The organism is Salinicola lusitanus, from assembly GCF_003206045.1.
Classification (GTDB): Bacteria; Pseudomonadota; Gammaproteobacteria; order Pseudomonadales; family Halomonadaceae; genus Salinicola; species Salinicola lusitanus.
Genome location: NZ_PZJM01000015.1, coordinates 52,043 through 74,535 on the forward strand (window position 1 = coordinate 52,043; position 22,493 = coordinate 74,535).

Below are 22,493 nucleotides of genomic sequence, written 5' to 3' on the forward strand. Positions count from 1 at the left end.
TCATCTCATGAGTAAGCGTCGCACTGCACTGTTACTGGGGCTCGTACCGCTCGTCGCCGTCGGCTTGAGTGCCTGCACCACCTCGAGCGGACGGCCACAGGTCCAGGATCTCTCCATCAGTCGTAACAGCGAGACACCCTCGACCTATACGGTGAAGAGCGGCGACACCATCTACGGGATCGCCTGGCAGAATCGTGTCGACTTCCGCGACCTGGCTCAGCTCAACGGCATCTCCCCTCCCTACCGCCTGGAGCCGGGTCAGCAACTGAGGTTGCAGTCCGGGGCGAGTGTCGCCGGTGGGCAAGCCATTGCCAGCAGCGGTTCCAGCCGGGGCGGAGTAACGGCGACCGGGTTAGGTGCCGCAAACGGCAACGGGGCCCAGAGCGCCTCTGGTGATGATAACCCCTCCTGGCTGCTGCCGTCCGACGGTGGTAGCGGCAGTGCCGCTGGCGGGCAGGTCGCAGGGCAGGGCAGCGGACAGGCGGCGAGCGGCGGCTCGTCTCCCGGACCTGTCTACGCCCAGAGTGGCGCTGCCGATGGCGCTCGCAACGACACTGCATCCGCGAACGCGGCTCAGGGCGGCTCAGCTGCCAGCGCGGGAGATCGCGGAACCAGCACCGGCGGTCAGGCGGCGGGCACGGCAGGGAGCGTTGCCTCCACCGCCGGGAAGCGTGACACCGGATCGTCATCTTCTTCTGCTTCACTTGGTGGTGGTAGCACGAAAACGGCCACTGGCGCGGACGCCGGTACGGAAGTTGCCGGCGAGCCGAGCGGTGCCCCGGATCGTTCCGACAGGACTTACAAGCCGGTCGAGAACGTGCCTTGGCAGTGGCCGGCAAACGGGCGACTGGTGGGCAAGTTCGATGACGATTCGAACATCACTCCCGGCATTGATATTGCCGGACAAAAGGGGCAACCTGTCAAAGCAGCCGGACCAGGGATTGTGGTGTATGCCGGCGACGGCGTGCGGGGATATGGCAATCTCATCATCCTCAAGCACAATGATCGCTTCTTGAGCGCTTACGCACACAACGACTCGTTGAAGGTAAAAGAGAACGATGTCGTTGAGGCCGGAGAGACGATAGCTACCATGGGGCAGACGGATGCTGACCAGGTCCAGCTACATTTCGAGGTTCGCGTGAACGGACAACCTCAAGACCCACTCAAATACCTGCCCGCGCGCTGATCCTGCATTGGCGCCTCCAGACTGCGGTGCGGAAACCCGACACGTCGTTCGTTTCCGCGCCTAGCCTGGGTTGCTGTGGAGAGACCAACCCGAAACCGTTATTCATGACGCATCCGAACAGCCACGCTCGACCTAGCTCGGTAGAGTGGATGTCGGGGCGCCGCTGGCTCCGGAGAGAGTCCCAGATAGCGGGACCATGGCCTCTTCGTCAGGGAAGTTAACAAGACTGCAAGGAATACGCGGTCGCCATGGCGCGCTGTCGTCGTGGCGAGGTACTCAGGAAGCCAAGATTGGGGGTAGTGGACATGAGCATGCTTGAACGGGAAATTCAGGATGTTGAGCTCGACGATGTCGATACCGCGGAGGTCGATAGCGATAACACGGGTCGCAAGGATGATGAAGATGCCTTCGAAAAGGCGTTGAACCGTGAAGAGAACTCCTACCACCACAGCCTCGATGCGACACAGATCTATCTCAACGAGATCGGCTTTTCGCCGCTGCTGACCCCGCAGGAAGAAGTGCATTACGGCCGTCTCGCCCAGAAAGGGGATCCGGCCGGGCGCCAGCGCATGATCGAATCCAACCTGCGGCTGGTGGTCAAGATTGCCCGACGTTACCTGAACCGTGGGTTGTCGCTTCTCGATCTGATCGAGGAGGGCAACCTGGGACTGATTCGCGCCGTGGAGAAGTTCGATCCTGAGCGCGGTTTTCGCTTCTCGACCTACGCCACCTGGTGGATTCGCCAGACCATCGAGCGGGCCTTGATGAACCAGACGCGCACGATTCGTCTGCCGATTCATGTGGTCAAGGAGCTCAATATCTATCTGCGAGCCGCCCGCGAATTGACCCAGAAGCTCGATCACGAGGCCACGGCCGAGGAGATCGCCGAGTTTCTCGACAAGCCGGTCAGCACCGTCAAGCGCATGCTGGGGCTCAACGAGCGCGTCTCCTCGGTCGACTACCCCATGGGCGCCGAGAGCGACAAGCCACTGATCGATACGCTGGCCGACGAGAACGAGGTCGGCCCGGAGTCCAATCTGGTCGATGACGACGTCAAGCAGCACGTCGACGAGTGGCTGGTCGAGTTGAGCGACAAGCAGCGGGAAGTCGTGCTGAGACGCTTCGGCCTGCGGGGGCACGAAGCCGCCACGCTCGAGGAGGTCGGCGAGGAGATCGGACTGACGCGAGAGCGTGTGCGCCAGATTCAGGTCGAGGCGCTCAAGAAGCTGCGCCGGATGCTGGAAAAGCAGGGGTTGTCGATGGACTCGATTTTCGAGTGAGGCGACCGCTGCGGTGCATTCCGAGCGGAAATGGTCGTGAACGCCGATCGGGCTATTGATCCGGTCGCATACATGCGGCATTGTATGTAAACCTCGAGCCGAGGCGTCAGCAGAGTGCTGGCGCCTCGGTCGTTTGTTGTATGGTTCCGGATGACGTCGACACCTCTCGGCGTCTCGAGTCCGCCAGAAAACAGCCATGATTTGGGTAGCTGGGCGATGCCGAGAGTGGTTCCGGCTGGTGCACGCCGGCATGGACTCGCGTGGTCGGCTTGGTGTCGTCTTCAGTGCCCAACGATAGGAAATGTCCCGATGTCGCCTCTCATTTCGTTGCCGTCGCGCTCCCCCCTGCGACATGCCATTTCGCTGCTGGTCGTGGCAGCGTTCGCTCCCGCGGCTCACGCGGCGGATCTGTTGACCATCACGCAGGACGCGCTGGAGCATTCGGCGACATTGAACTCGTCACGCTCGACGTTCAAGAGCACCGAAGCCGGGCAGGACGTGGAGCGGGGCGATCTGCTGCCCCAGATCAGCGCCACCGGTAGCGTCTATCGCTACAATTCGCTGGAAAGCCAGAGCTATGCCGGCGCCAGTGGTAGCCAGGGCGGCGCGGTGGGGAGTGGCACGAGCTCCTCCGAAGACTACAACGGCACCAGCCTGGGCGTGAACGTGACGCAGGCGCTGTTCGACGCCACCAACTGGTACGAATACCAGCAGAGCAAGAAGCAGGTTGGCCAGCAGGCGCTGCAGTTGGAGATCGATCAACAGCAGTTGCTGTATGACGTCTCCGAGGCGTATTTCGAGATTCTGCGCGCCAAGGAAGTCCTGGACGCGCGTCAAGCCCAGGAGAAGGCGATCGGTCGTCAGCTCGAACAAGCCAATGAGCAGTTCAACGTTGGCCTGGTGGCGATTACCGATGTCAACGAAGCCAAGGCCGCCTTCGATTCGGCCCGAGCCCAGCGCATCGCCGCCAAGAACGACCTGCAGGTGAGTTTCGAGACGCTGGAGCGCCTGACCGGGCAGCAGTACGCCAGTATCGCCAGCCTGGACGACGAATTGCCCATTCAACCGCCTGCGCCGGCCAATCGCGACGATTGGGTCGACATGGCCCTGTTGAGCAGCCCCTCCATCCAGTACGCCCAGGCCGCGGTCGATTTGGCCAAGTCCGGCGTCGATATCGCCCGGTCCGGCCATCTGCCGACACTGGATGCCTTCGCGGACTACTCCTACTCGGATAACGATCGCGATGAGCTGCGGGGCCACAACGAGGATGTCCAGGTCGGCGTGCAGGCCAATCTCCCGATCTATACCGGCGGTTCCACCAGTGCCTCGGTGCGGCAAAACACCTACTCCCTGGAAGCGACGCAGTACGATTTCGAGGATCAGCGTCGCTTCACGACGCAGCAGGTTCGCTCGCTGTTCACTCAGGTGAGTAACGACGTCGAGTCGGTCGATGCGCAACGCGAGGCCATCGTCTCCAGTCGCAGCGCGCTGGAAGCGACCCGCGCCGGCTACGAGGTCGGGACGCGCAACATCGTCGACGTGCTGGATGCGGAGCAGTCGCTTTACGAATCGATCTCCGACTATGCCGATGCCCGCTATACCTACGTCACGGATCTGCTCCAACTGAGGCAGCAGGCCGGCGTGCTCAGTCTCGAGGTGATTCGCGGCACCAATCGCTGGCTGAGTGACAGCAAACCCGTGTCGCTGACATCGGTCGACGATGGCGACATGTCGGCGGTCGACGATATCGGCAAGCGCCCCACGCCGCCATCCATGCCCTGATACTCCCGCCGTCAGGAAATCCGGGTTCGACGCCGCTGCCACGGCAGCGGCGTCGCCGTTCCGGAGGTCGCTATCCGAAGCAGTTTGCTGCCGCGCGCGTTCCCGAACGCGGTAAAATGGCGAGACTCAGCCGGTGGTAGGTGCCGGTTTTCGTCTGCTTGTCCCGAAGGAATCGTCATGGCCCGGCCCCTCATCGCCGACATCGATCTCGGTGCGTTGTGCCACAATTACGCCGTCGCCCGCGAGCTCGCGCCTCACAGCCAGGCCATGGCGGTGATCAAGGCCAATGCCTATGGCCATGGAGCCGTGGCCTGCGCCAAGGCGCTGGCGGCAGTGGCGCCGGCGTTTGCCGTGGCCTCGCTGGAAGAAGCCGAGAGTCTGCGTGACAGCGGCATCGTGCAGCCGATACTGCTGCTGGAAGGTATCTTCGACGCCGACGAACTCGCACGTGTCGAGGCGCTGGGACTCTGGCAGGTGGTGCACAGCGACTGGCAACTGAATGCCGTGTTGAACTACTCTCCCGCCCGGCCCCTGACCGTGTGGCTGAAGCTCGATTCGGGGATGCACCGGCTCGGTTTCGACCCTGTCGCATTTCTCGATCGCTGGGCCAAACTGCGGGCCGCCCGCGATCGTATCCAGAACCTCCATCTGATCAGCCATTTCGCCAGTGCCGACCAGGACGATCCGTCCCAGTTCGAGCGTCAGCGGCAGACCATCGAATCCGTGCGCCAGCAGTTGGCTGCACCGTTGTGCATTGCCAACTCACCCGCGACGCTGGCCAAGCCCAGTACGCATGGCCAATGGAATCGGCCCGGTATCATGCTCTACGGCAGCAATCCGCTCGAGGGCCCGTTGCCGGGCGGCCTGACGCTTAGGCCGGTGATGACACTGCGGTCGCGCCTGATCGCCGTCCAGACGTTGCCGAAGGGAGAGCCGGTGGGGTATGGCGGTCGGTGGTGCACCTCTCGGCCGGCGCGGATCGGCGTCGTCGCCGCCGGTTATGGCGACGGCTATGACCGGCATGCCGCCGATGGCACGCCCGTGCTGGTCGATGGACAGCGCTGTCCGCTGGTCGGGCGTGTTTCCATGGATATGCTGACAGTGGACATCAGCCATCTGCCCGACGCCGGAGTGGGCAGCGAAGTGGTGTTGTGGGGCCGGGGTCTCGGTGTCGACGAGGTTGCCAGGCATTGCGACACCATCGGCTACACCCTGCTCACCGGCGTGCTGCCGCGCGTGCCGCGGCGGTATCTGGCGCCCTGACGCCACACCTTTTCGCTACACTGGCCGGCATCTACAAAGAATCGGAAGGGACATGCCAAAGAAAGTCTATCCTGCCAACCACGCCCATCCTCGTTACTGGGGTGCCTGGCTCGGCATCGGGTTGATGCGGGCGGGCGCGCTGCTGCCCTGGCGCCTCAAGCTGGCGCTGGGTCGAGGCATCGGGTTGCTGAGCTGGAAGCTCGCCAAGCGGCGTCGCCATATCACCGACACCAATCTGGCGCTCTGTTTCCCTGAGCTCGACGATCGACAACGCGCGGAGCTGGTCAGGAAGACCTTCGTCGCCAACGGGATCGGCATTCTCGAGACGGCGACCGGCTGGTGCCGCGACCCCGAGCACCTGCGCCACCGCGTGACCTTTCGCGGTACCGAGCACATGGAGCGCGCCATGGCGCAGGGAAAGGGCGCGCTGATCATCGGGATTCACTTCTCCACGCTCGATTTGGGTGGCGCGCTGCACTCACTGTTCTTCCCCGCCGACGTGGTTTATCGGCCCCATGACAACCCGGTTTTCGAGGACTTCATGACGCGTGCGCGGCGCGGAATCTTCGGTGCGGCCATCGATCGCCACGATCTTCGTGGCGTGGTCCGCAGGATCAAGTCGGGTCACGCGGTCTGGTATTCGCCGGATCAGGACTTTGGCCGCGAGGCGAGCGTGTTCGCGCCTTTCTTCGGCGTCCCCGCCGCCTCGATCAAGCTGACCGCCAAGATCGCCCGAATGACCGGCGCGCCGGTAATGCCGCTGATGTTTCATCGCAATCCGGACAACCGTACCTACACCCTGGAATACCTGCCGCCCCTGAAAGACTTCCCCAGTGGAGACGATGTGGCCGATGCGGCACAGGTCAACGCCTTCATCGAGCAGGCGATTCGTCGTCATCCAGAGCAGTATCTCTGGCTGCATCGACGATTCAAGACGCGCCCGCCGGGCGATAGTTCATTCTATTGAACGGGTTATTGCACGCGGAACTTGACGAAAGTGCGGCGAGCGACAAGGCTTAGACTGTCCTCATGGAACGAGAGGGCGGTTTGCCGAAAAGGCGAGAAAGCCGGATCGGCAAGTCCAACAGGCCAGCACAGGAAGAGTTGCCATGCTTAGCTACGCCGTGATTTTTCTTATCGTCGCCATCATTGCCGGAGTCTTGGGGTTCGGGGGTATTGCCGGTGCCGCCGCGACGATCGCCAAAGTGTTGTTCGTGATTTTCCTGATTCTCTTCGTCGTTTCGCTGATCCGGGGAAGAGGGCGCTGAGACGCGCCACGGGCGAGCGTCATCGTCACCAACAAATACCCCGCCTGGATGGCGGGGTATTTGCGTATTGGGTCGGCAGCGTGAAGCGGTTTGTCTTTCAGGCGTCGATGCGCTTGTATTTCATTCGCTTCGGCGTGTCATTGCCCACTCGCTTGTGGTAATCCGCTTCATAGTCGGTGTAGTTCCCCTCGAAGAAGACCACCTTTGAATCGCCCTCGTACGCCAGGATATGCGTCGCGATGCGGTCGAGGAACCAGCGGTCGTGTGAGATGACCAGCGCGCAGCCAGGGAAGGCCAGCAAGGCTTCTTCCAGTGCCCGCAGCGTCTCGATGTCGAGATCGTTGGACGGCTCATCCAGCAGCAGGACGTTGGCCGCCTGCTTGAGCGTCTGCGCCAACTGAAGGCGGCCTCGTTCGCCGCCCGAGAGATCGCTCAAGCGCTTCTGCTGGTCGGTGCCCTTGAAGTTGAAGCGGCCAACATAGGCGCGGGAAGAGACCTCGTAGCCATTGATATTGAGGATGTCCTGGCCATCGGAAACCGCTTCCCACACCGTCTGGGTATTGTCGAAGTGATCGCGTAGCTGTTCGACATAGGCGACGTCGACGGTATCGCCGAGCACGACTTCGCCGCTATCGGGTTGCTCCGTGCCGGCGATCAGCTTGAACAGCGTCGACTTGCCCGCCCCGTTACCGCCGACGATGCCGACGATGGCGCCGGTCGGTACCTGGAAGGAGAGGTTGTCGAACAGCATCTTCTCGTCGAAGCGCTTGCTGACGTCGTGGAACTCGATGACCTTGTCGCCGAGCCGCGGCCCCGGCGGAATGTAGATCTCGTTGGTCTCGTTACGCTTCTGGTAGTCCCCGGACTGCAGCTCCTCGAAGCGGTTGAGACGCGCCTTGCTCTTGGCCTGGCGGCCCTTGGCATTCTGGCGGACCCACTCCAGCTCCTGCTTGATCGCGCGCTGGCGCCCGGCCTCCTGCTTGGCTTCCTGCTCGAGCCGTTTTTCCTTGGACTCGAGCCACTGGGAGTAGTTGCCTTCGAAGGGGATGCCGTGGCCGCGGTCGAGCTCCAGGATCCAGCCGGCGACGTTGTCGAGAAAGTAACGATCGTGAGTGATCGCGACGACCGTGCCGGGGTAGTCGTGGAGGAAGCGCTCGAGCCAGGCCACCGATTCGGCGTCGAGGTGGTTGGTCGGTTCGTCGAGCAGCAGCATGTCGGGGCTGGACAACAGCAGGCGGCACAGTGCCACGCGGCGGCGCTCGCCTCCGGAGAGGTTGGCGACGCTCGCCTCCCACGGCGGAAGGCGCAGCGCTTCGGCGGCCACTTCCAGCTTGCGCTCGATATTGTGGGCGTCGGCCGCCTCGATGATATTCTCCAGCCGGGCCTGCTCGGCGGCCAGGGCGTCGAAGTCGGCATCCGGCTCGGCATAGGCGGCATAGACCGCTTCGAGCTGCTCCTGGGCTTTCTTGACTTCGCCAAGCGCCTCTTCGACGATCTCGCGGACGTTCTTGTCGTCGTCCAGCGCCGGCTCCTGTGGCAGGTAACCGATGTTGAGCCCTGGCATCGGGCGCGCTTCGCCGTTGTGTTCGGTGTCGACGCCGGCCATGATGCGCAGCAGCGTCGATTTCCCCGAGCCGTTGAGGCCGAGCACGCCGATCTTGGCGCCGGGGAAGAAGGATAGCGAGATGTCTTTGAGGATCTCGCGCTTCGGGGGGACGACCTTGCCCACCCGGTTCATGGTGTAAACGTATTGCGCCATGGAAATCCGGTTATGTGTCGCGGTGGATAGAAACAGCGAGTCAGCGCTGGAGCGCCCGTCGGCCGGGCGCGGCCTGGATGAAGAAGGGTAAACCAGTCATGCCGACAATGCGAACGGGCGCCGAAGCGCCCGTCGGATGACACCGGGTCGGAGACCGTCTACTCCTCCTCGTCGCCGTATTCGTCGTACCAGTCGTCTTCGATGGCACGTTTCAGGCGGCGCTCTTCCAGCAGCGCCTCGACCTGTCGTCGCGCGCGCAATGTGTCGGCCTTGCTGCTGCGGGGACGTTCGAACTGCTCGTCGTTGATGGCTTCGGAAAAATCCTGATCGTCGATATATTCCTCACGGCTCATATTTTGGCCCTCCCGTGAAATCGCATCTCAGTGACGCTTCGGGCTATATATCGTCGAAAGCCAATCGGTACAAGACTTTCCTGGTTAAAAAAAACTATCGCCGCGAGAGGCGGCGATAAGTGTTGCGTCGAGTGGTGCGGTCACGCCGTATCTGGCTCGGCCTTCAGCGTCTCGAGCTCCTGCAGCGCCTCTGCGAGATTGGTGACATCCTTCTGCACGCCGATGAAGTAGGTGAGCTGATCTTCGTCGTCGTAGACCGGCGTGATCGACAGCTCGTTCCAGAACGGACTGCCGTCCTTTCGATAATTGCGCAGCACTTCCCGACAGGACTTGCCCTCACGCAGGGCCGTGCGAACCCGGTCGATGGCCGGCTGGTCACGATCGCCATTCTGGAGGAAGCGACAGTCGCGATAGAGGATCTCGTCGATGCTGTAGCCCGTCAGGCGCTCGAAGCCTTCATTGGCGTAGATCAGAATGTTCTCGTCGCCTTCCTGTTCGGCCACTACGATGCCGTCATCCGAGGCGTTGACGATGCGCTCCAATAGAGCCGGGCTGATCATGGGGGGGCGTTTGTTGGTACTGGCCATCCTTGCCTCCAGACTGGGCATTCGACGGATTGTAGGGACGATACGATCGATAATGATGCCACGGTGCCGTGGGATTACAACGCTTTACGAGCGGGGCTCCGACTCGACCTCGGCAAGGGCGTGGGAGCTCAAGGCGGCCGCGATGGCCAGCGCCGCGAGGACCAGCAACAGGCCCGCGCTGCCCAGCCATTGGGCGAATGCGCCCAGAAGCAGGCCGACGACGAGCATCAGAACACCGGTGAAGGTATTCGAGAAAGCGACATAGAGCGCGCGGGTGTCGCTGTCCGCGAGATCGACGACATAGGTCTTGCGCCCCAGGCGAATGCCGGCGTGGGCAATCATCAGCAAGCCATAGACCACGGCATATGGCCACACGCTGGTACGGACGGACTCGGGCAGCCACACGCAAGCGGCGCCGGCCAGACAACACGCGGCCGCTCCGATGGCGCTGTCGCGCATCACCCGGCGACTGGAACGGTCCGCCAGACGGCCCCAGATCGGGCCGGCGATCATGCTTGCGCCCCCGGAGGTCAGAATCAGGATGCCGAGGCTGGCCAGGTCGGTGCCGCTGTTCTGCTGTCCGAGCAGGGCAAGATAGGGGAGCGCGAGGGCGCTGGACAGCAACAGTGCGCGCGCGAGATTGAAATGCAGGAAGCGGCGATCGCGCCGCATCAGGGCAATACCTTGCTTGACGCTGTCCCAGGCGTTGGCACCGCCCTCGGTGGCGCCCGGGGCTTCGTGAATCAGGGCGGCACACAGTGCGTTCAAGCCCCACCCCAAGGCGGCGGCGAACAGCAGAATGGCCAGTGCCAGGGTGCCCGGCTGATTGCCGAGGAGAATCAGGACGGCACCGACGAGCAGTGTCAGGGCGCCGGCGACGCTGGCGCTCCACCCCATCAACGTCCCCCGGCGCTGCTTGGCGATGGTCTTGCCGAGAACGTCCTTGGTGGCGACCGAGGAGAGCCCGCGCCCCAGCGACAGCCCGGTCAGGGCGATCAGCACCAGCGCGCCGCCCCAGCCGCCCTGGCCGAACAGTGCCAGCAGCGTCAGGCAGAGGGCGCCAATGGCCTGGACGACACCGCCGGCGACCCACACCCACTTGCGAATGGGGCGCAGCCGGATGTAGCCGGCGATCAGCAATTGCGGCAGCAGCGCGCCCGCCTCGCGGATCGGGACCAGCAATCCCACCATCCAGACCGGTGCTCCGATGGCGCCCATCAGCCAGGGCAGTATCAGGCGGGCGTTGGAGAGTTCGTCCGCCAGCTTGTTGCCGAGGGCGGCGACGAGGTGGCGGAAGAAGTTGCCGGGCTGCTCCTGGCAGGCTTCGTCGGAGATGTCGCGACACATTCGGCTGTCTTCGTCGCCGGTGACGCGCTCGAAGAGGCGGGTGAGGCTGGTTTCTTTGACTGACATGAAAACGTTCCCTGTTTTTTTATGGCGAGCTACGAGCTACGAGCTACGACAGAAGACGATGCCGATCCCTTGGATTGAGTGCGAGCGGGGTTCGGACGCATGATGGTGGGCCTCGATACCGTCCGCTGGAAGGAGACAAAGATTCATGGCTCGCATTCGAATTCATTATTGTACGCAATGCCAGTGGCTGCTGCGCGCCGGCTGGTATGCCCAGGAGCTGCTGCAGACCTTTGGCGAAGATCTCGATCAGGTGGCGTTGGCACCCAGTCATGGCGGGCACTTCGAGGTGCTCTACGACGACGAGACGCTATGGGAGCGCAAGCGCGACGGCGGTTTCCCCGATATCAAGGAGCTGAAGCGCCGGGTCCGTGACCGCCTGGATCCCGGACGCGACCTGGGGCATACCGATAGAGATAAAGCCTGAAGCTGGAAGAGCGGCGCTGCGCACCTGGAAGTGGGAAGAGCAAGCAAGGCCAACCCCCTGAGCTTGTGGCAGTATCGTCGATTGCATCCTCTCTTCCAGCTTCCAGCTTCCAGCTACCACCAGTGCTTGCGCTTGAGCAGCCACATCACCCAGCCGCCCACGAGAGCGGTAATCGCCAGAAAGACCACGAAGCCGTAGGGACTGTTGGCGCCGGGTATGCCACCCACGTTGATCCCGAGAAGCCCGGTCAGGAAGCTGAGTGGCAAGAACACGGTGGTGACGATCGCCAGCATGTACATGCGCTGGTTGAGGCGTTCGTTGTGTTCGCTGAAGAGCTGTTCCTGCAGGATCAAGGCGCGCTCCTGCATGGCGTGAAAATCTTCCACATAGCGGGACAACTGGTTGGCGCTTTCGCGGATCGATACCTTGGTGTCCTCGTCGTACCAGCTGGGGCCGTGGGCAATCTGGTCCAGGCAGTCACGCTGCGGCCCCATGAAGCGCCGCAGCGTGATCAGCGACCGGCGTAGGCGGGAGAGGTCGTCGGGATCGATCTCCCGGTCGCTGAGCTGGTCTTCCTCGAGTTCCCCCAAGCGGTCGTCGAGCTGGTGCGCGACATCACCGACCTTGTCCACCAAGGCTTCCGTCAACCAGGCCAGCAAGTCCGAGATCGACAGCGCGCCGCTGCCGTCGTCGATCCGCTCGCGCACGTCGCCGACGGATTTCAGCGGGCGACGGCGTAGGGTTATCAGACGGTTCGGGGCACTCCAGATACGCAGCGATATGAGATCCTCGGGCGCGGCACCGGGGTTGAGATTGATCCCGCGCAGGGTGCTGACGGCGCCATTACGGAACTTGGCGACGCGCGGCCGGGTATCTTCCTCCAGCAGGGCCTCGATCGGTGCCTCGTCGAGTCCGGCGATCTCCTCCAGGTAGGTATGGACATCCTCGTGGCGGAAATCGAGATGCATCCAGAGCGGCCGCTCGGGGTCGACCCAGGCCTCTCGAAGCTGACGGACACTGAGCAGCGTACCGCCGCCCTTGCCGTCGAGCTGGTAGGCGGCGACCAAAGCCGTCTCCGTTTCCATTACTCAGCCTCCTTGCCGGTCCTGCTCGCGATGTACCATGTCGCGAGCGTTTTCAATGTGTTAACGATAGCAGGCCGAGACGTCATCGCCAGCGGTTCGGTCGGGCTTGACCCGCGCGCGACACCCGAGGTCGATGCGCCATCAGCCGGCCGTGTTGGTCGATGGCGTCAGCATCGGTTCCAGTTTCGACCAGACGTTGTCGAGAATGATGGGTTGGGCCTCGGCGGTGGGGTGGATGCCGTCATCCTGCAGCATAGTGTCGAGATCGACGCCCTCGAGCAGGAATGGCAACAGGGGGACCTGGTAGTCGTGAGCCAGTTGGGTGAACACGTCACGGAAAGCGTCTGTATAGGCGGGACCGTAATTGGGGGGTACCTCGATGCCGAGCAGCAGAACTTTGGCGTTCTCCTTCTGGCTACGCTCGATCATCTTCGCCAGGTTGACCTGCATCTGCTGGGGGGAAAGTCCGCGCAGCCCATCATTGCCGCCGAGCTCCAGCAGAACGATATCGGGATGATATTGTCCGAGAACTTCGGGAAGCCGCGCCGAGCCACCCGATGTCGTCTCGCCACTGATGCTGGCATTGACGACTTCATGCTCACTACCCAACCGCTTTTCCAGCAGAGTGACCCATCCGGCCTGTGGATCGATGCCATAGGCTGCGCTCAAGCTGTCGCCCATCACCAGGATGGTGTCGGCGCGGGCTGCGCCCGGCGTCAGCGATAGCACGGCAACACACAATAACAGTGCGCCACCCGCACAGCGCCTCGCCAGCTTGGCGATAGGCATCTTGCTACCAAACACAGGGAAACCAGGCACCATGTCTCACTCCTCCGACCATGAACGAAAGCGAATTCTACACGCCAGCCAGCTCGCCAAACGGGTAACAAGTGGAGAACGAGAGCTGGTTATTCTCGAATCGCTGACGCTGGATGTCGACTGCGGTGAGAGTGTAGCCATCGTGGGAAGTTCCGGCGCCGGTAAATCCACTCTGCTGGGTCTGCTGGCGGGGCTCGACGCACCCAGCTCGGGAGAGCTCCAGATGTTCGGCCAGTCGCTGAGCGACCTGGACGAGGATGGACGCGCAGCTCTCCGCGCCGGCCGTGTCGGTTTCGTCTTTCAGAACTTCCAGTTATTACCCACGCTTACTGCCTTGGAAAACGTTATGTTGCCGCTGGAACTGTCGCCTCGGCAAGACGTGGCGGCCAAAAGTCGTCAGTGGCTCGAGCGGGTCGGGCTGGGCGAGCGTCTCGACCACCTGCCCAAGCAGCTCTCCGGCGGCGAGCAACAACGGGTTGCGGTGGCGCGCGCGTTCGTGGCCGATCCCGATCTGGTCTTCGCCGACGAGCCCACCGGCAATCTCGACGAGGCGACGGGCAGTCGCATCATCGATCTGCTCTTCGACCTCAATCGCGAATCCGGGACAACCCTGATCCTCGTCACCCACGACATGGCGCTGGCGACGCGGTGCGACCGCTGCCTCCGGCTCGAGGGCGGTGCGCTGACGGCGATCGAGCGGCGGCGAGGAGTCGAGGCATGAAGCTGATCGCGCTCTCGCTCAAGGGGCTCAGGCGCGACCTGCGCGCTGCCGATGTCCGGGCGCTGTTCGTCGCGTTGGCCCTGGCCGTGGCGGCCACCACCATGATCGGTTTCTTTCTCGATCGTCTCGACCGGGGCCTGACGCGACAGGCGGGGCAACTGCTGGGCGGCGATCTGGTGCTGGAACAGGGGCGGGCATTCGACGATGAGCTTCGCCAAGAGCTTCGTCGTGCCGGGCTCGAGCTGAGCGACCAGGTCGACCTGGTGTCGATGGTGAGCCAGGGGGATGCCTTCCAGCCGGCGGGTCTCAAGGTGGTGGATGACCACTATCCGCTCTACGGCAAGGTTCGGGTCGATCGGGGCAGTGGCGTCGAAGGCGTTGATCACGGCCCGGCGCCGGGCAGCGCGTGGATCGCACCCAGGCTGGCGCAACTGCTGGATGCGGGCATCGGCGATCGTGTCCAGGTCGGGGCACTGTCGTTGACCATCACCGGCCTGATCGATCGTGAACCTGACCAGCAGGCCGGGTTCGCCGGGCTGACACCGCGCATCATGCTAAACATCCAGGACCTCGAGGCGACGGAGCTGGTCAGGCCCGGTTCGCGAATCGAGTACGAGCTGCTGGCCGCCGGGCCGCCAGCCGCCATCGACGGACTCGCCGCGCGACTCGAAGCGCTGCGCGATGCCGGGGTCGAGATTCGAGACGTGCGGGTGGACCGGCCCAGTCTGGGACGCTCCCTGGACCGGGCGCAGAAGTATCTGAGCCTGGCAGGGCTGGCGGCGGTTCTGCTTGCCGGTGTGGCCGTGGCCATGGCCACGCGGCGCTATGTCGATCGCCATCTCGATACCGCGGCGCTGCTGCGCTGCTTCGGTGCCTCGCAACGACAGCTGGGCCAGCTCTTCGCCTGGCAATTGGCGTGGCTGGGCGTCGTCGCGGCGGCGGTGGGGGCCTTGCTGGGGCTGGCAGGGCAGGCGGTGCTGCTGGCACTGTTGACCCGCTTTCTGCCGCTGGAACTGCCGCCGCCGGGCGGAATGCCTTGGCTGATGGGCGTTCTGACCGCTCTCGCGGTGCTGGTGGGCTTCGCCGGACCGACCCTGCTGAGGCTCAAGCGTGTCAGTGCGCTCAAGGTGCTGCGGCGCGAGCTCGACCCGATTCCGGCCGCCGGGTGGCTGGTCGTGGCGTTCGCGAGTCTCGTGTTCGGTGCCCTGCTGTGGCTCTACTCCGGCGACCCGGTGCTGGCGCTGGGCATTCTGCTGGGCGGCCTGGTAGCGCTGGTCGTACTGTGGGGGGTGGGGCAGGCGATGTTGCAACTGCTGCTCGCCGTGCTGGCTCGCTTGCCACAAGGGGGGCAAAAGGGGCGGGCCTGGCAACTGGGCGGACGTCAGTTGGCGCGCCGGCGCACGGCCAGCCTGGGGCAACTGCTGGCTTTTTCCGTCACCTTCGCGGCGATGGCGATCATCGCGCTGGTCAGAGGTGACCTGCTCACTACCTGGCAGGCCCAACTGCCGGTCGATACCCCCAACTACTTCGCGATCAATATCCAGCCGCAGGAGCGGGCCGGGGTCGAAACGCTGATCGAGGACGCTGCCGACAGCGCCAGCGGCCTGTACCCGATGGTGCGCGGGCGCCTGACCGCCATCGACGGTGAGCCGCCGGCGCAGCGGGTGCCCGAAGAGTCCCGCAACGACGGCGCACTTCGCCGCGACCTCAACCTGACCTGGCGCGCCGCACTGCCCGAGGGTAACCGGATCACCGAGGGCCGGTGGTTCGACACCGACGTGGCGTCGGGCGATGGTACCGTGCCGATCTCGGTCGAGGAGGAGCTGGCCGGGCGGCTGGGCCTGTCCCTGGGTGACGAGATGACCTTCACCATCGGCAGTGACAGCATCACGGGCCGAATCACCAGTCTGCGCCATCTGGACTGGGAGAGCTTTCAGCCCAATTTCTTCATCATCTTTCCTCCCGGGGCGCTGGAGGGTTTCGGTCACAGCTATATCACCTCCTTCCACCTTCCCGACGGCGGCAACCAAATGCTGGGTGAGATGGTGCAGCGATATCCCGGCGTGTCGGTGCTCAATGTCGAGGCGTTGCTGGAACAGGTCCGTGGCATCCTCGGCCAGGTGACCCGAGCCATCGAGTTCGTGCTGGGCTTCGTGCTGCTGGCCGGGGTCAGCGTCCTCTACGCGGCGTTGACCGCCAGTCGCCCGGCACGCGCCCACGAAGGCGCGCTGCTGAGGGTGTTCGGTGCCGGTAACCGGACGCTGTCTCGCATGCAGTTGGCCGAATTCGCCTTGCTCGGTCTGGTCAGCGGCTTGCTGGGCGCCGCACTGGCGGAAGCGGCGGCGCTGGGCATCTATGGCTGGCTGGGGTTGGTGCCGAGAATGCACTGGCTGATGTGGGGGATCATGCCGCTATTGGGGGCGGCGCTGGTGGGCGGCGTCGGTTTTCTGCTCTCCCGGGGGGCTCGTCGTCAGGCGCCGATGGCCAGCCTGCGATTGTTGGGAGAGACCTGATGGGGGGCATGAAGCCACCGCAGGACAGCGAATATGACGGGGGCGAGACGGCGGACGACGCTCCCGGGCACGTTTTACCCAAGCTAAAGCCAAGGTGAGAAATTATGGTTCAGCGCATGACGGACTTTCATAGGAAAGGCCGTCAGCGCTGGGGTATCATTGCGCCCCACGCTGCACCTGAAAAGAGCCTGCGCTCGCCCATACAGCGTTGAAGATCGGTTCGAAAGGCGCGTTTACGCTCGTGTAAATTCCGCTTCCTCGCCGACTCCTGACTTGTCTGGGTTTCGCTCGCCGCCTTTTCAAACCGTGCGCTTACGATTTTGAGATCGAGCCGCCGGATGCCGGACTGGCGCCGCTGGTAGTTGAACCATCCCCGAGCCGAGGATTCCCGTCGATGTTCACCCGAGAGATGCAGATTGCCGGATTCGATGATGCCCTTTGGGACGCGATGCAGCAGGAAGTCGCGCGCCAGGAAGCCCATATCGAGCTGATCGCTTCCGAAAACTATGCCAGCCCGCGCGTGATGCAGGCCCAGGGCACGCAACTGACCAACAAGTACGCGGAAGGTTATCCCGGTAAGCGCTACTACGGCGGTTGCGAGCATGTCGACGTGGTCGAGCAGATGGCCATCGACTACGCCAAGGAGCTGTTCGGCGCGAGCTACGCCAACGTCCAGCCGCACTCCGGCTCGCAAGCTAACGGCGCGGTTTTCCAGGCGCTGGTCAAGCCGGGCGACACCGTGCTGGGCATGAGTCTGGATGCCGGTGGCCACCTGACCCACGGTGCCAAGCCGAGCTTTTCGGGCAAGCACTACAACGCGGTCCAGTACGGCATCGACGCCAGCGGCCGGATCGATTACGAGGAAGTCGCCAAGCTGGCCAAGGAACATCAGCCCAAGATGATCATCGCTGGCTTCTCGGCCTACTCCCAGATCATCGACTGGGCCAAGTTCCGCGAGATCGCCGACAGCGTGGGTGCCTTCCTGCTGGTCGACATGGCCCATGTCGCCGGCCTGGTCGCGGCAGGCGTCTATCCGAGCCCGCTGCCTCATGCTCACGTGGTCACCACCACCACGCACAAGACGCTGCGGGGCCCGCGCGGGGGCCTGATCCTGTCGGCCGAGAACGATGCCGAGATCGAGAAGAAGCTGCAGTCCGCCGTCTTCCCCGGCGGGCAGGGCGGGCCGCTGATGCACGTGATCGCGGCCAAGGCGATCTGCTTCAAGGAGGCGATGGACCCCGAGTTCAAGACCTACCAGCAGCAGGTGGTCAAGAACGCCCAGGCGATGGCCGGCGTCTTCATCGAGCGTGGCTACGAAGTGGTGTCCGGTGGTACCGAGGATCATCTCTTCCTGCTGTCGCTGGTCAAGCAGGGGCTAACCGGGAAGGATGCCGATGCGGCGCTGGGTCGTGCTCATATCACCGTCAACAAGAATGCGGTGCCGGACGACCCGCAGAGCCCGTTCGTGACGTCCGGCCTGCGTATCGGCACCCCCGCGGTGACCACTCGCGGTTTCGGCGAGGCCGAGTGTCGCGATCTGGCCGGCTGGATCTGCGATATTCTCGACGCCATGCAGCAGGGCGACTCCAGCCAGGTCGAAGGCGAGGTCAAGACCAGGGTCGAGGCCGTCTGCTCCCGGCTCCCGGTCTATCGCTGATCGGCCCCGGCTTGCGGTTTACGATGCCCCTCCTCGGAGGGGCATTTTCGTTATGGCCCCCCGACGGCGCGCGAAGCCCCCAGATCTTGACCGCAGCGGTGGCGGGCCCGGGCGAAAGATGAGAAAAGGAGGGGTGGATGCGCTGCCGCAAAACGTGGGAGTGAGAGGGGAGTTCTTACAACTTTAGTCTTGTCTGTGACCATGGTCTAACAGCCACGCACATCCACTTGCTTGAAGCTATGTCGGACATAAGCGGCTGTGAGTTGAACATCGCAATGGCAGCAGACCCTCCAGCAACCTGCCCTTCCAGCGGGCCGAAGCCCGATATCGCCGAAGCGCTGGCCGAGGCCGTGTTCGGCGGGCGCTACGCGATCGGCGCCATGATCCCGCGGGAAGTCGATCTCTGCGAGCGCTTCGGTGTCAGCCGCAGCACCGTTCGCAGTGCGCTGCAGAAACTGGTCAACGCCGGCTTGCTGGTGCGTATTTCCGGACAGGGGACGCGGGTCTGCGAGCTGGCCTCCTGGCATCTTCTCGATCCCCAGGTCAGCGCCTGGATGGCACGCTACGCCCGGCCCAACCCACATCTCCAGCGGGAAGTCTTCGCCTTTCGCGTTGCGGTGGAGCCGTTCGTTGCCGGCCTGGCTGCCACCCATGCCACCGCCTCGGATCTGCTGGCCATCGAAACCGCCTACGAAGGCATGGCCCGCACGCTCGAGCGCGAGGACCTGCACTGGCAGGGAGAGAGCTACAACGCTTACGACGTGGCATTCCACGAGGCGATCTTCGCCGCTTCCCACAACCTGATCTGGGCGCAGATCAGTCATGTGCTCAAACCGGCCATCGCGCTGATCGTCGAGCGCTCCAACCAGAGCGCCACGCTGCACAGTGCCAAGGATCTCGCTGACAGCATGACGCGCCACCGGCGGGTGATGGAGGCGATCCGCCTGCGTCAGCCCCAGCAGGCAGCCGAAGCGGCGCTGTCGGTGCTCAAGCGTACCGGCCGTGACCTCGGCATGGAGGATCTGGTCGAGAATCCGCCGGCGATCGTGATGCCGTCATCGACCGGAGAGCGGTGACGGCGGTGCTCGAGCTACCGACCGCCCTGGCTGCGTCGCCCCGGCTGGCGTCGGCGGGGGCTGAATTGAACGAATCGCATTGCAGAAAAAGGTGAACCATGAAGATTACCCGCTTGAAGACTTGGCAGGTGCCGCCGCGCTGGTTGTTTCTCAAGATCGAGACCGACGAAGGCTGCTACGGCTGGGGCGAACCGGTGGTGGAGGGGCGCGCCGCCACGGTGGAGGCCGCCGTACACGAGCTCTCCGACTATCTGATCGGCCAGGACCCGCGCCGTATCGAGCACTTGTGGAACATCCTCTATCGCGCGGGGTTCTATCGTGGCGGGCCGATCCTGATGAGTGCCATCGCCGGTATCGACCAGGCGCTATGGGATCTCAAGGGCCGCGATCTCGGCGTGCCGGTGCATCAACTGCTGGGCGGAGCCTGTCGCGACAGGATGCGGATGTACGCCTGGACCGGCGGCGACAGGCCCAGCGATGTGGGCGCGGGCGCCAAGGCGCTGGTCGATAAAGGCTTTACCGCGTTCAAGATGAACGGCACCGCCGAGATGGCGATCGTCGACTCTCATGCCAAGGTGGACGAGGCGGTCGCCCGGGTCGCCGAGGCCCGCGACGCCGTGGGGCCGGATGTCGGTATCGGCATCGACTTCCACGGTCGCGTCCATCGCCCCATGGCCAAGGCGCTGCTGCGGGAGCTGGAACCGTATCATCCGATGTTCGTCGAGGAGCCGGTGCTGCCGGAACACCTGCCCAGCCTAAAGCATATCGCCGGCGGCCTCGGCTACCCCATTGCCACCGGGGAGCGGTTGCACACCCGCTACCAGTTTCGCGATCTGCTGGTCGAGGGCATGGTCGACATCGTCCAGCCCGATCTGTCCCACTGCGGCGGTATCAGCGAGGGCATGAAGATCGCCACGCTGGCCTCCTGCTTCGATGTGGCGCTGGCCCCTCACTGCCCGCTGGGACCGTTGACGTTGGCGGCTTCTCTACACGTCGATGCCGTCAGCCACAACGCCTTCATCCAGGAGCAGAGCATGGGCATCCACTACAATCGGGACAACGACGTGCTCGATTACCTGGTGGACAAGAACGCCCTGGCCATCGAGGACGGCTACTGTGCGATCCCTCAGGGCCCCGGGTTGGGGGTCGAGATCGACGAAGCGTTCGTCGAGGAGCGTTCCAAGGTCGGTCACCGCTGGCGTAACCCCGTCTGGACCCATGAAGATGGTTCCGTCGCGGAATGGTAACGGCACACTCGATAGCCGCCTGCGCGAGTGAATCGCCGTGTTGCCCGGTGCGCGAACTCCTCACATATACCCCATATGCTCCGGGTTCTGTGCGCCGGGCGCCTTGCGCTTCAGCTCGCTCGGCTGGCTCTCGAGCGCACCGTACTGGGCGCTCAGCCGTCTTTGCTCGCCGACGCAGAGCCTCCAGGAAAATGTGGTCCGGCTGGCTCTCGAGCGCTACATGCTGATGCTCTGCTGGCTGCGCTCCAACGCGCGGCCCTAGACTGGCCGAAACGAGGAGAGAGAAATGAACGAGACACGCAAATTCGCCCTGGAGGCGGCGCTGCGCGAACGGCCGTTGGTGGCGATCCTGCGCGGGATCACGCCGGAAGAGATCGACGCCGTGTTCGACGCGCTGGTGGCGGCGGGGTTCAAGCTGATCGAGATCCCGCTCAACTCCCCGCGGGCGTGGGACAGCATCGCCGCGATCGCCAGGCGCTGTCCGGACGATGTCGTGATCGGGGCGGGCACGGTGCTGGACCCGATGCACGCCGAGCGGCTGGCCGATCTCGATGCGCCGCTGCTGATCACACCCAATACCGACCCGGAGGTGATTCGGGCCGGTGTCGAGCACGGCCTGGCACCGATGATCGGCTGCATGACGCCGAGCGAGGCGCTGGCCGCGGCCAAGGCCGGGGCGACGGCGCTCAAGCTGTTCCCGGCGGCACGCCTGGGCACGGGCTACTTCAAGGATATCAGTGCGATCCTGCCCAAGGGCCTGCCGGTGCTGGCGGTCGGCGGCATCGACAAGAGCAACATGAGCGAGTGGCACGCCTTCGGGGTGGCCGGCTTCGGCTTCGGCAGCAACCTCTACAAGCCGGGACGCAAGGCGGCGGAAGTCGGCGAGATCGCGGCCGAGCTGGTCGCGGAGTGGCGTCGGCTGCTCGAAGTCGCGCACCACGCGGAGCAGATGGAACGCGAGGCGGATGCATGAGTGGCGAGGCACCGGCGCGCCTGATCGTCATCGACTGGGGAACCAGCAACTTCCGCGCCTTTCTGGTCGACACCGCCAGCGGCGAGGTGCTGGACAGCCGGCGTTCGGCCTCCGGTCTGCGCGCGCTGACTCAGCGCGAATTCCCCCACTACTGCGCGTCGCAGACCGACGACTGGCGGGAGGGCGGCGGCGCGGCTTCGGGCGCTAAGGGCGCGGCTTCAGGCGCTAAGGGCGCGGCTTCGGGTGCTGGAGGCGCGGCTTCGGGCGCTAAAAAAATCCCGGTCTACCTGGCCGGCATGGTCGGTTCCGCGCGGGGCTGGCACGAGGCGCCGCAGCTGGAACTCCCGGTCTCCGCCGCCGATCTGGCCCAGAACGTGGTCGCCGCGCCGGGCCTCGACAACGTCTGGATCGTGCCGGGGGTCAAGCAGGTGACCCCGGCCCACGTCGACGTGATGCGCGGGGAGGAGGTTCAGGCCTTTGGCGCCCTGGCGCTTGCTGGCGTGGACGGTGGCGACTGCTGCCTGCCGGGTACCCACAGCAAGTGGGCGCGCCTCGATGCCGGCCGCATGACGGCGTTTACCACCATGATGACCGGCGAGCTCTACCACGCGGTGCGTTTCCACACCCTGCCGGGAGAGCCGGCCCGTGAAGACGCGCCGTTCGACGAGGGCGCGTTTCGCCTCGGCGTTTCCCGCGCCGGCTGCCCCGGGGGCGTGATGCATGCTCTGTTCGAAGCCCGCAGCCGCCATCTCTACGCCGGGCTCGAATCGCCGCAGATCGGCAGCTTTCTCTCCGGCGTCTTGATCGGCGAGGAGGTAAGGGCCATGCAAGCGGCTCGTCGCGAACTCGACAAGGTGTATCTCGTCGGCGCCGACTCGCTGCGGCAGAGTTATACCCTGGCGCTGGAGGCCGCCGGGATCGCGGTCGAGGCGATCGATAGCGACCGTGCGACCCTGGCCGGCGTCATCGCGATCGCGGCAAGACACGCCCGCGACTGATACCCCCGTGTCGCGAGCCGCCAGCGCGCCAAAATGGTGCGCTGGCCCCCGCGCCCATGGGCCGGCAGCACCGCCGAGGAGCCGTATCC

The 22,493-nt window shown here is 64.2% G+C and carries 20 protein-coding genes; 14 read left to right on the forward strand and 6 right to left on the reverse strand.

Going from position 1 to position 22,493, the window contains the following annotated elements:
- Positions 1-7 precede the first annotated feature (7 nt).
- The 6 genes from DOM45_RS18445 to DOM45_RS18470 all read left to right on the forward strand — a co-directional run bounded on the left by DOM45_RS18445 (position 8) and on the right by DOM45_RS18470 (position 6,779).
- Positions 8-1,186, forward strand: a complete 1,179-nt coding sequence (locus tag DOM45_RS18445) for a peptidoglycan DD-metalloendopeptidase family protein (protein ID WP_110602962.1) — start codon at positions 8-10, stop codon at positions 1,184-1,186.
- A gap of 305 nt (positions 1,187-1,491) precedes the next feature.
- Positions 1,492-2,466: an RNA polymerase sigma factor RpoS gene (gene rpoS / locus DOM45_RS18450; RefSeq protein WP_110602963.1), complete on the forward strand. Its 975-nt coding sequence runs from the start codon at positions 1,492-1,494 to the stop codon at positions 2,464-2,466.
- 309 nt (positions 2,467-2,775) lie between these two features.
- Positions 2,776-4,248 carry a TolC family outer membrane protein gene (locus DOM45_RS18455; RefSeq protein ID WP_110602965.1) on the forward strand — a complete coding sequence of 491 codons (1,473 nt, stop codon included), beginning with the start codon at positions 2,776-2,778 and terminating at the stop codon, positions 4,246-4,248.
- A 177-nt stretch (positions 4,249-4,425) separates the two neighbouring features.
- The gene (gene alr / locus DOM45_RS18460) at positions 4,426-5,511 is read left to right on the forward strand and encodes an alanine racemase (RefSeq protein ID WP_110602966.1); all 1,086 of its coding nucleotides are present in this window, start codon (positions 4,426-4,428) and stop codon (positions 5,509-5,511) included.
- Positions 5,512-5,563: 52 nt separating this feature from the next.
- Positions 5,564-6,478: an LpxL/LpxP family Kdo(2)-lipid IV(A) lauroyl/palmitoleoyl acyltransferase gene (gene lpxL / locus DOM45_RS18465; RefSeq protein ID WP_110602968.1), complete on the forward strand. Its 915-nt coding sequence runs from the start codon at positions 5,564-5,566 to the stop codon at positions 6,476-6,478.
- A 142-nt stretch (positions 6,479-6,620) separates the two neighbouring features.
- Positions 6,621-6,779, forward strand: a complete 159-nt coding sequence (locus DOM45_RS18470; RefSeq protein ID WP_071231586.1) for a DUF1328 domain-containing protein — start codon at positions 6,621-6,623, stop codon at positions 6,777-6,779.
- A gap of 97 nt (positions 6,780-6,876) precedes the next feature.
- On the opposite strand, the gene ettA is transcribed toward DOM45_RS18470, so the two are convergent.
- From ettA to DOM45_RS18490, 4 genes are all read right to left on the reverse strand, one after another.
- Positions 6,877-8,538 (reverse strand): energy-dependent translational throttle protein EttA, encoded by a 1,662-nt coding sequence (gene ettA / locus DOM45_RS18475; protein ID WP_110602969.1) that lies wholly within the window; start codon positions 8,536-8,538, stop codon positions 6,877-6,879.
- Positions 8,539-8,696: 158 nt separating this feature from the next.
- Positions 8,697-8,891 (reverse strand): PA3496 family putative envelope integrity protein, encoded by a 195-nt coding sequence (locus DOM45_RS18480; protein ID WP_110602970.1) that lies wholly within the window; start codon positions 8,889-8,891, stop codon positions 8,697-8,699.
- A 140-nt stretch (positions 8,892-9,031) separates the two neighbouring features.
- On the reverse strand, positions 9,032-9,478 hold the full coding sequence (locus tag DOM45_RS18485; protein ID WP_240612466.1) for a PAS domain-containing protein: 447 nt from the start codon (positions 9,476-9,478) through the stop codon (positions 9,032-9,034).
- Positions 9,479-9,562: 84 nt separating this feature from the next.
- The gene (locus DOM45_RS18490) at positions 9,563-10,891 is read right to left on the reverse strand and encodes an MFS transporter (RefSeq protein ID WP_110602972.1); all 1,329 of its coding nucleotides are present in this window, start codon (positions 10,889-10,891) and stop codon (positions 9,563-9,565) included.
- A gap of 145 nt (positions 10,892-11,036) precedes the next feature.
- On the opposite strand from DOM45_RS18490, the gene DOM45_RS18495 reads away from it, so the two are divergent.
- Positions 11,037-11,315: an Rdx family protein gene (locus tag DOM45_RS18495; protein WP_110602974.1), complete on the forward strand. Its 279-nt coding sequence runs from the start codon at positions 11,037-11,039 to the stop codon at positions 11,313-11,315.
- Positions 11,316-11,428: 113 nt separating this feature from the next.
- Here the strand turns inward: DOM45_RS18495 and DOM45_RS18500 are convergent, their stop codons facing one another.
- On the reverse strand, positions 11,429-12,400 hold the full coding sequence (locus tag DOM45_RS18500; protein WP_110602975.1) for a zinc transporter ZntB: 972 nt from the start codon (positions 12,398-12,400) through the stop codon (positions 11,429-11,431).
- A gap of 141 nt (positions 12,401-12,541) precedes the next feature.
- Complete coding sequence (locus DOM45_RS18505; RefSeq protein ID WP_110603104.1) at positions 12,542-13,189, reverse strand: arylesterase; 648 nt, start codon at positions 13,187-13,189, stop codon at positions 12,542-12,544.
- Positions 13,190-13,220: 31 nt separating this feature from the next.
- Between DOM45_RS18505 and DOM45_RS18510 the strand changes: the two genes are divergently transcribed.
- The 7 genes from DOM45_RS18510 to DOM45_RS18540 all read left to right on the forward strand — a co-directional run bounded on the left by DOM45_RS18510 (position 13,221) and on the right by DOM45_RS18540 (position 22,404).
- Positions 13,221-13,940: an ABC transporter ATP-binding protein gene (locus tag DOM45_RS18510; protein WP_110602977.1), complete on the forward strand. Its 720-nt coding sequence runs from the start codon at positions 13,221-13,223 to the stop codon at positions 13,938-13,940.
- Positions 13,937-16,453, forward strand: coding sequence for an ABC transporter permease (locus tag DOM45_RS18515; protein ID WP_110602978.1), 2,517 nt, complete (start codon positions 13,937-13,939; stop codon positions 16,451-16,453). Before DOM45_RS18510 ends, DOM45_RS18515 begins: the two co-directional genes overlap by 4 nt.
- Positions 16,454-16,847: 394 nt before the next feature.
- Positions 16,848-18,110 carry a serine hydroxymethyltransferase gene (glyA, locus tag DOM45_RS18520; protein WP_110602980.1) on the forward strand — a complete coding sequence of 421 codons (1,263 nt, stop codon included), beginning with the start codon at positions 16,848-16,850 and terminating at the stop codon, positions 18,108-18,110.
- Positions 18,111-18,385: 275 nt separating this feature from the next.
- Complete coding sequence (locus tag DOM45_RS18525; RefSeq protein WP_110602982.1) at positions 18,386-19,186, forward strand: FadR/GntR family transcriptional regulator; 801 nt, start codon at positions 18,386-18,388, stop codon at positions 19,184-19,186.
- Between the two features lie 98 nt (positions 19,187-19,284).
- Positions 19,285-20,433 carry a galactonate dehydratase gene (dgoD, locus tag DOM45_RS18530; RefSeq protein WP_110602984.1) on the forward strand — a complete coding sequence of 383 codons (1,149 nt, stop codon included), beginning with the start codon at positions 19,285-19,287 and terminating at the stop codon, positions 20,431-20,433.
- 286 nt (positions 20,434-20,719) lie between these two features.
- The gene (locus DOM45_RS18535) at positions 20,720-21,406 is read left to right on the forward strand and encodes a 2-dehydro-3-deoxy-6-phosphogalactonate aldolase (protein ID WP_110602985.1); all 687 of its coding nucleotides are present in this window, start codon (positions 20,720-20,722) and stop codon (positions 21,404-21,406) included.
- A complete protein-coding gene (locus tag DOM45_RS18540; RefSeq protein ID WP_110602987.1) occupies positions 21,403-22,404 on the forward strand; it encodes a 2-dehydro-3-deoxygalactonokinase in 1,002 nt (333 codons plus the stop codon). The genes DOM45_RS18535 and DOM45_RS18540 overlap by 4 nt, the downstream gene beginning before the upstream one ends.
- The last annotated feature ends 89 nt before the right edge of the window (positions 22,405-22,493 follow it).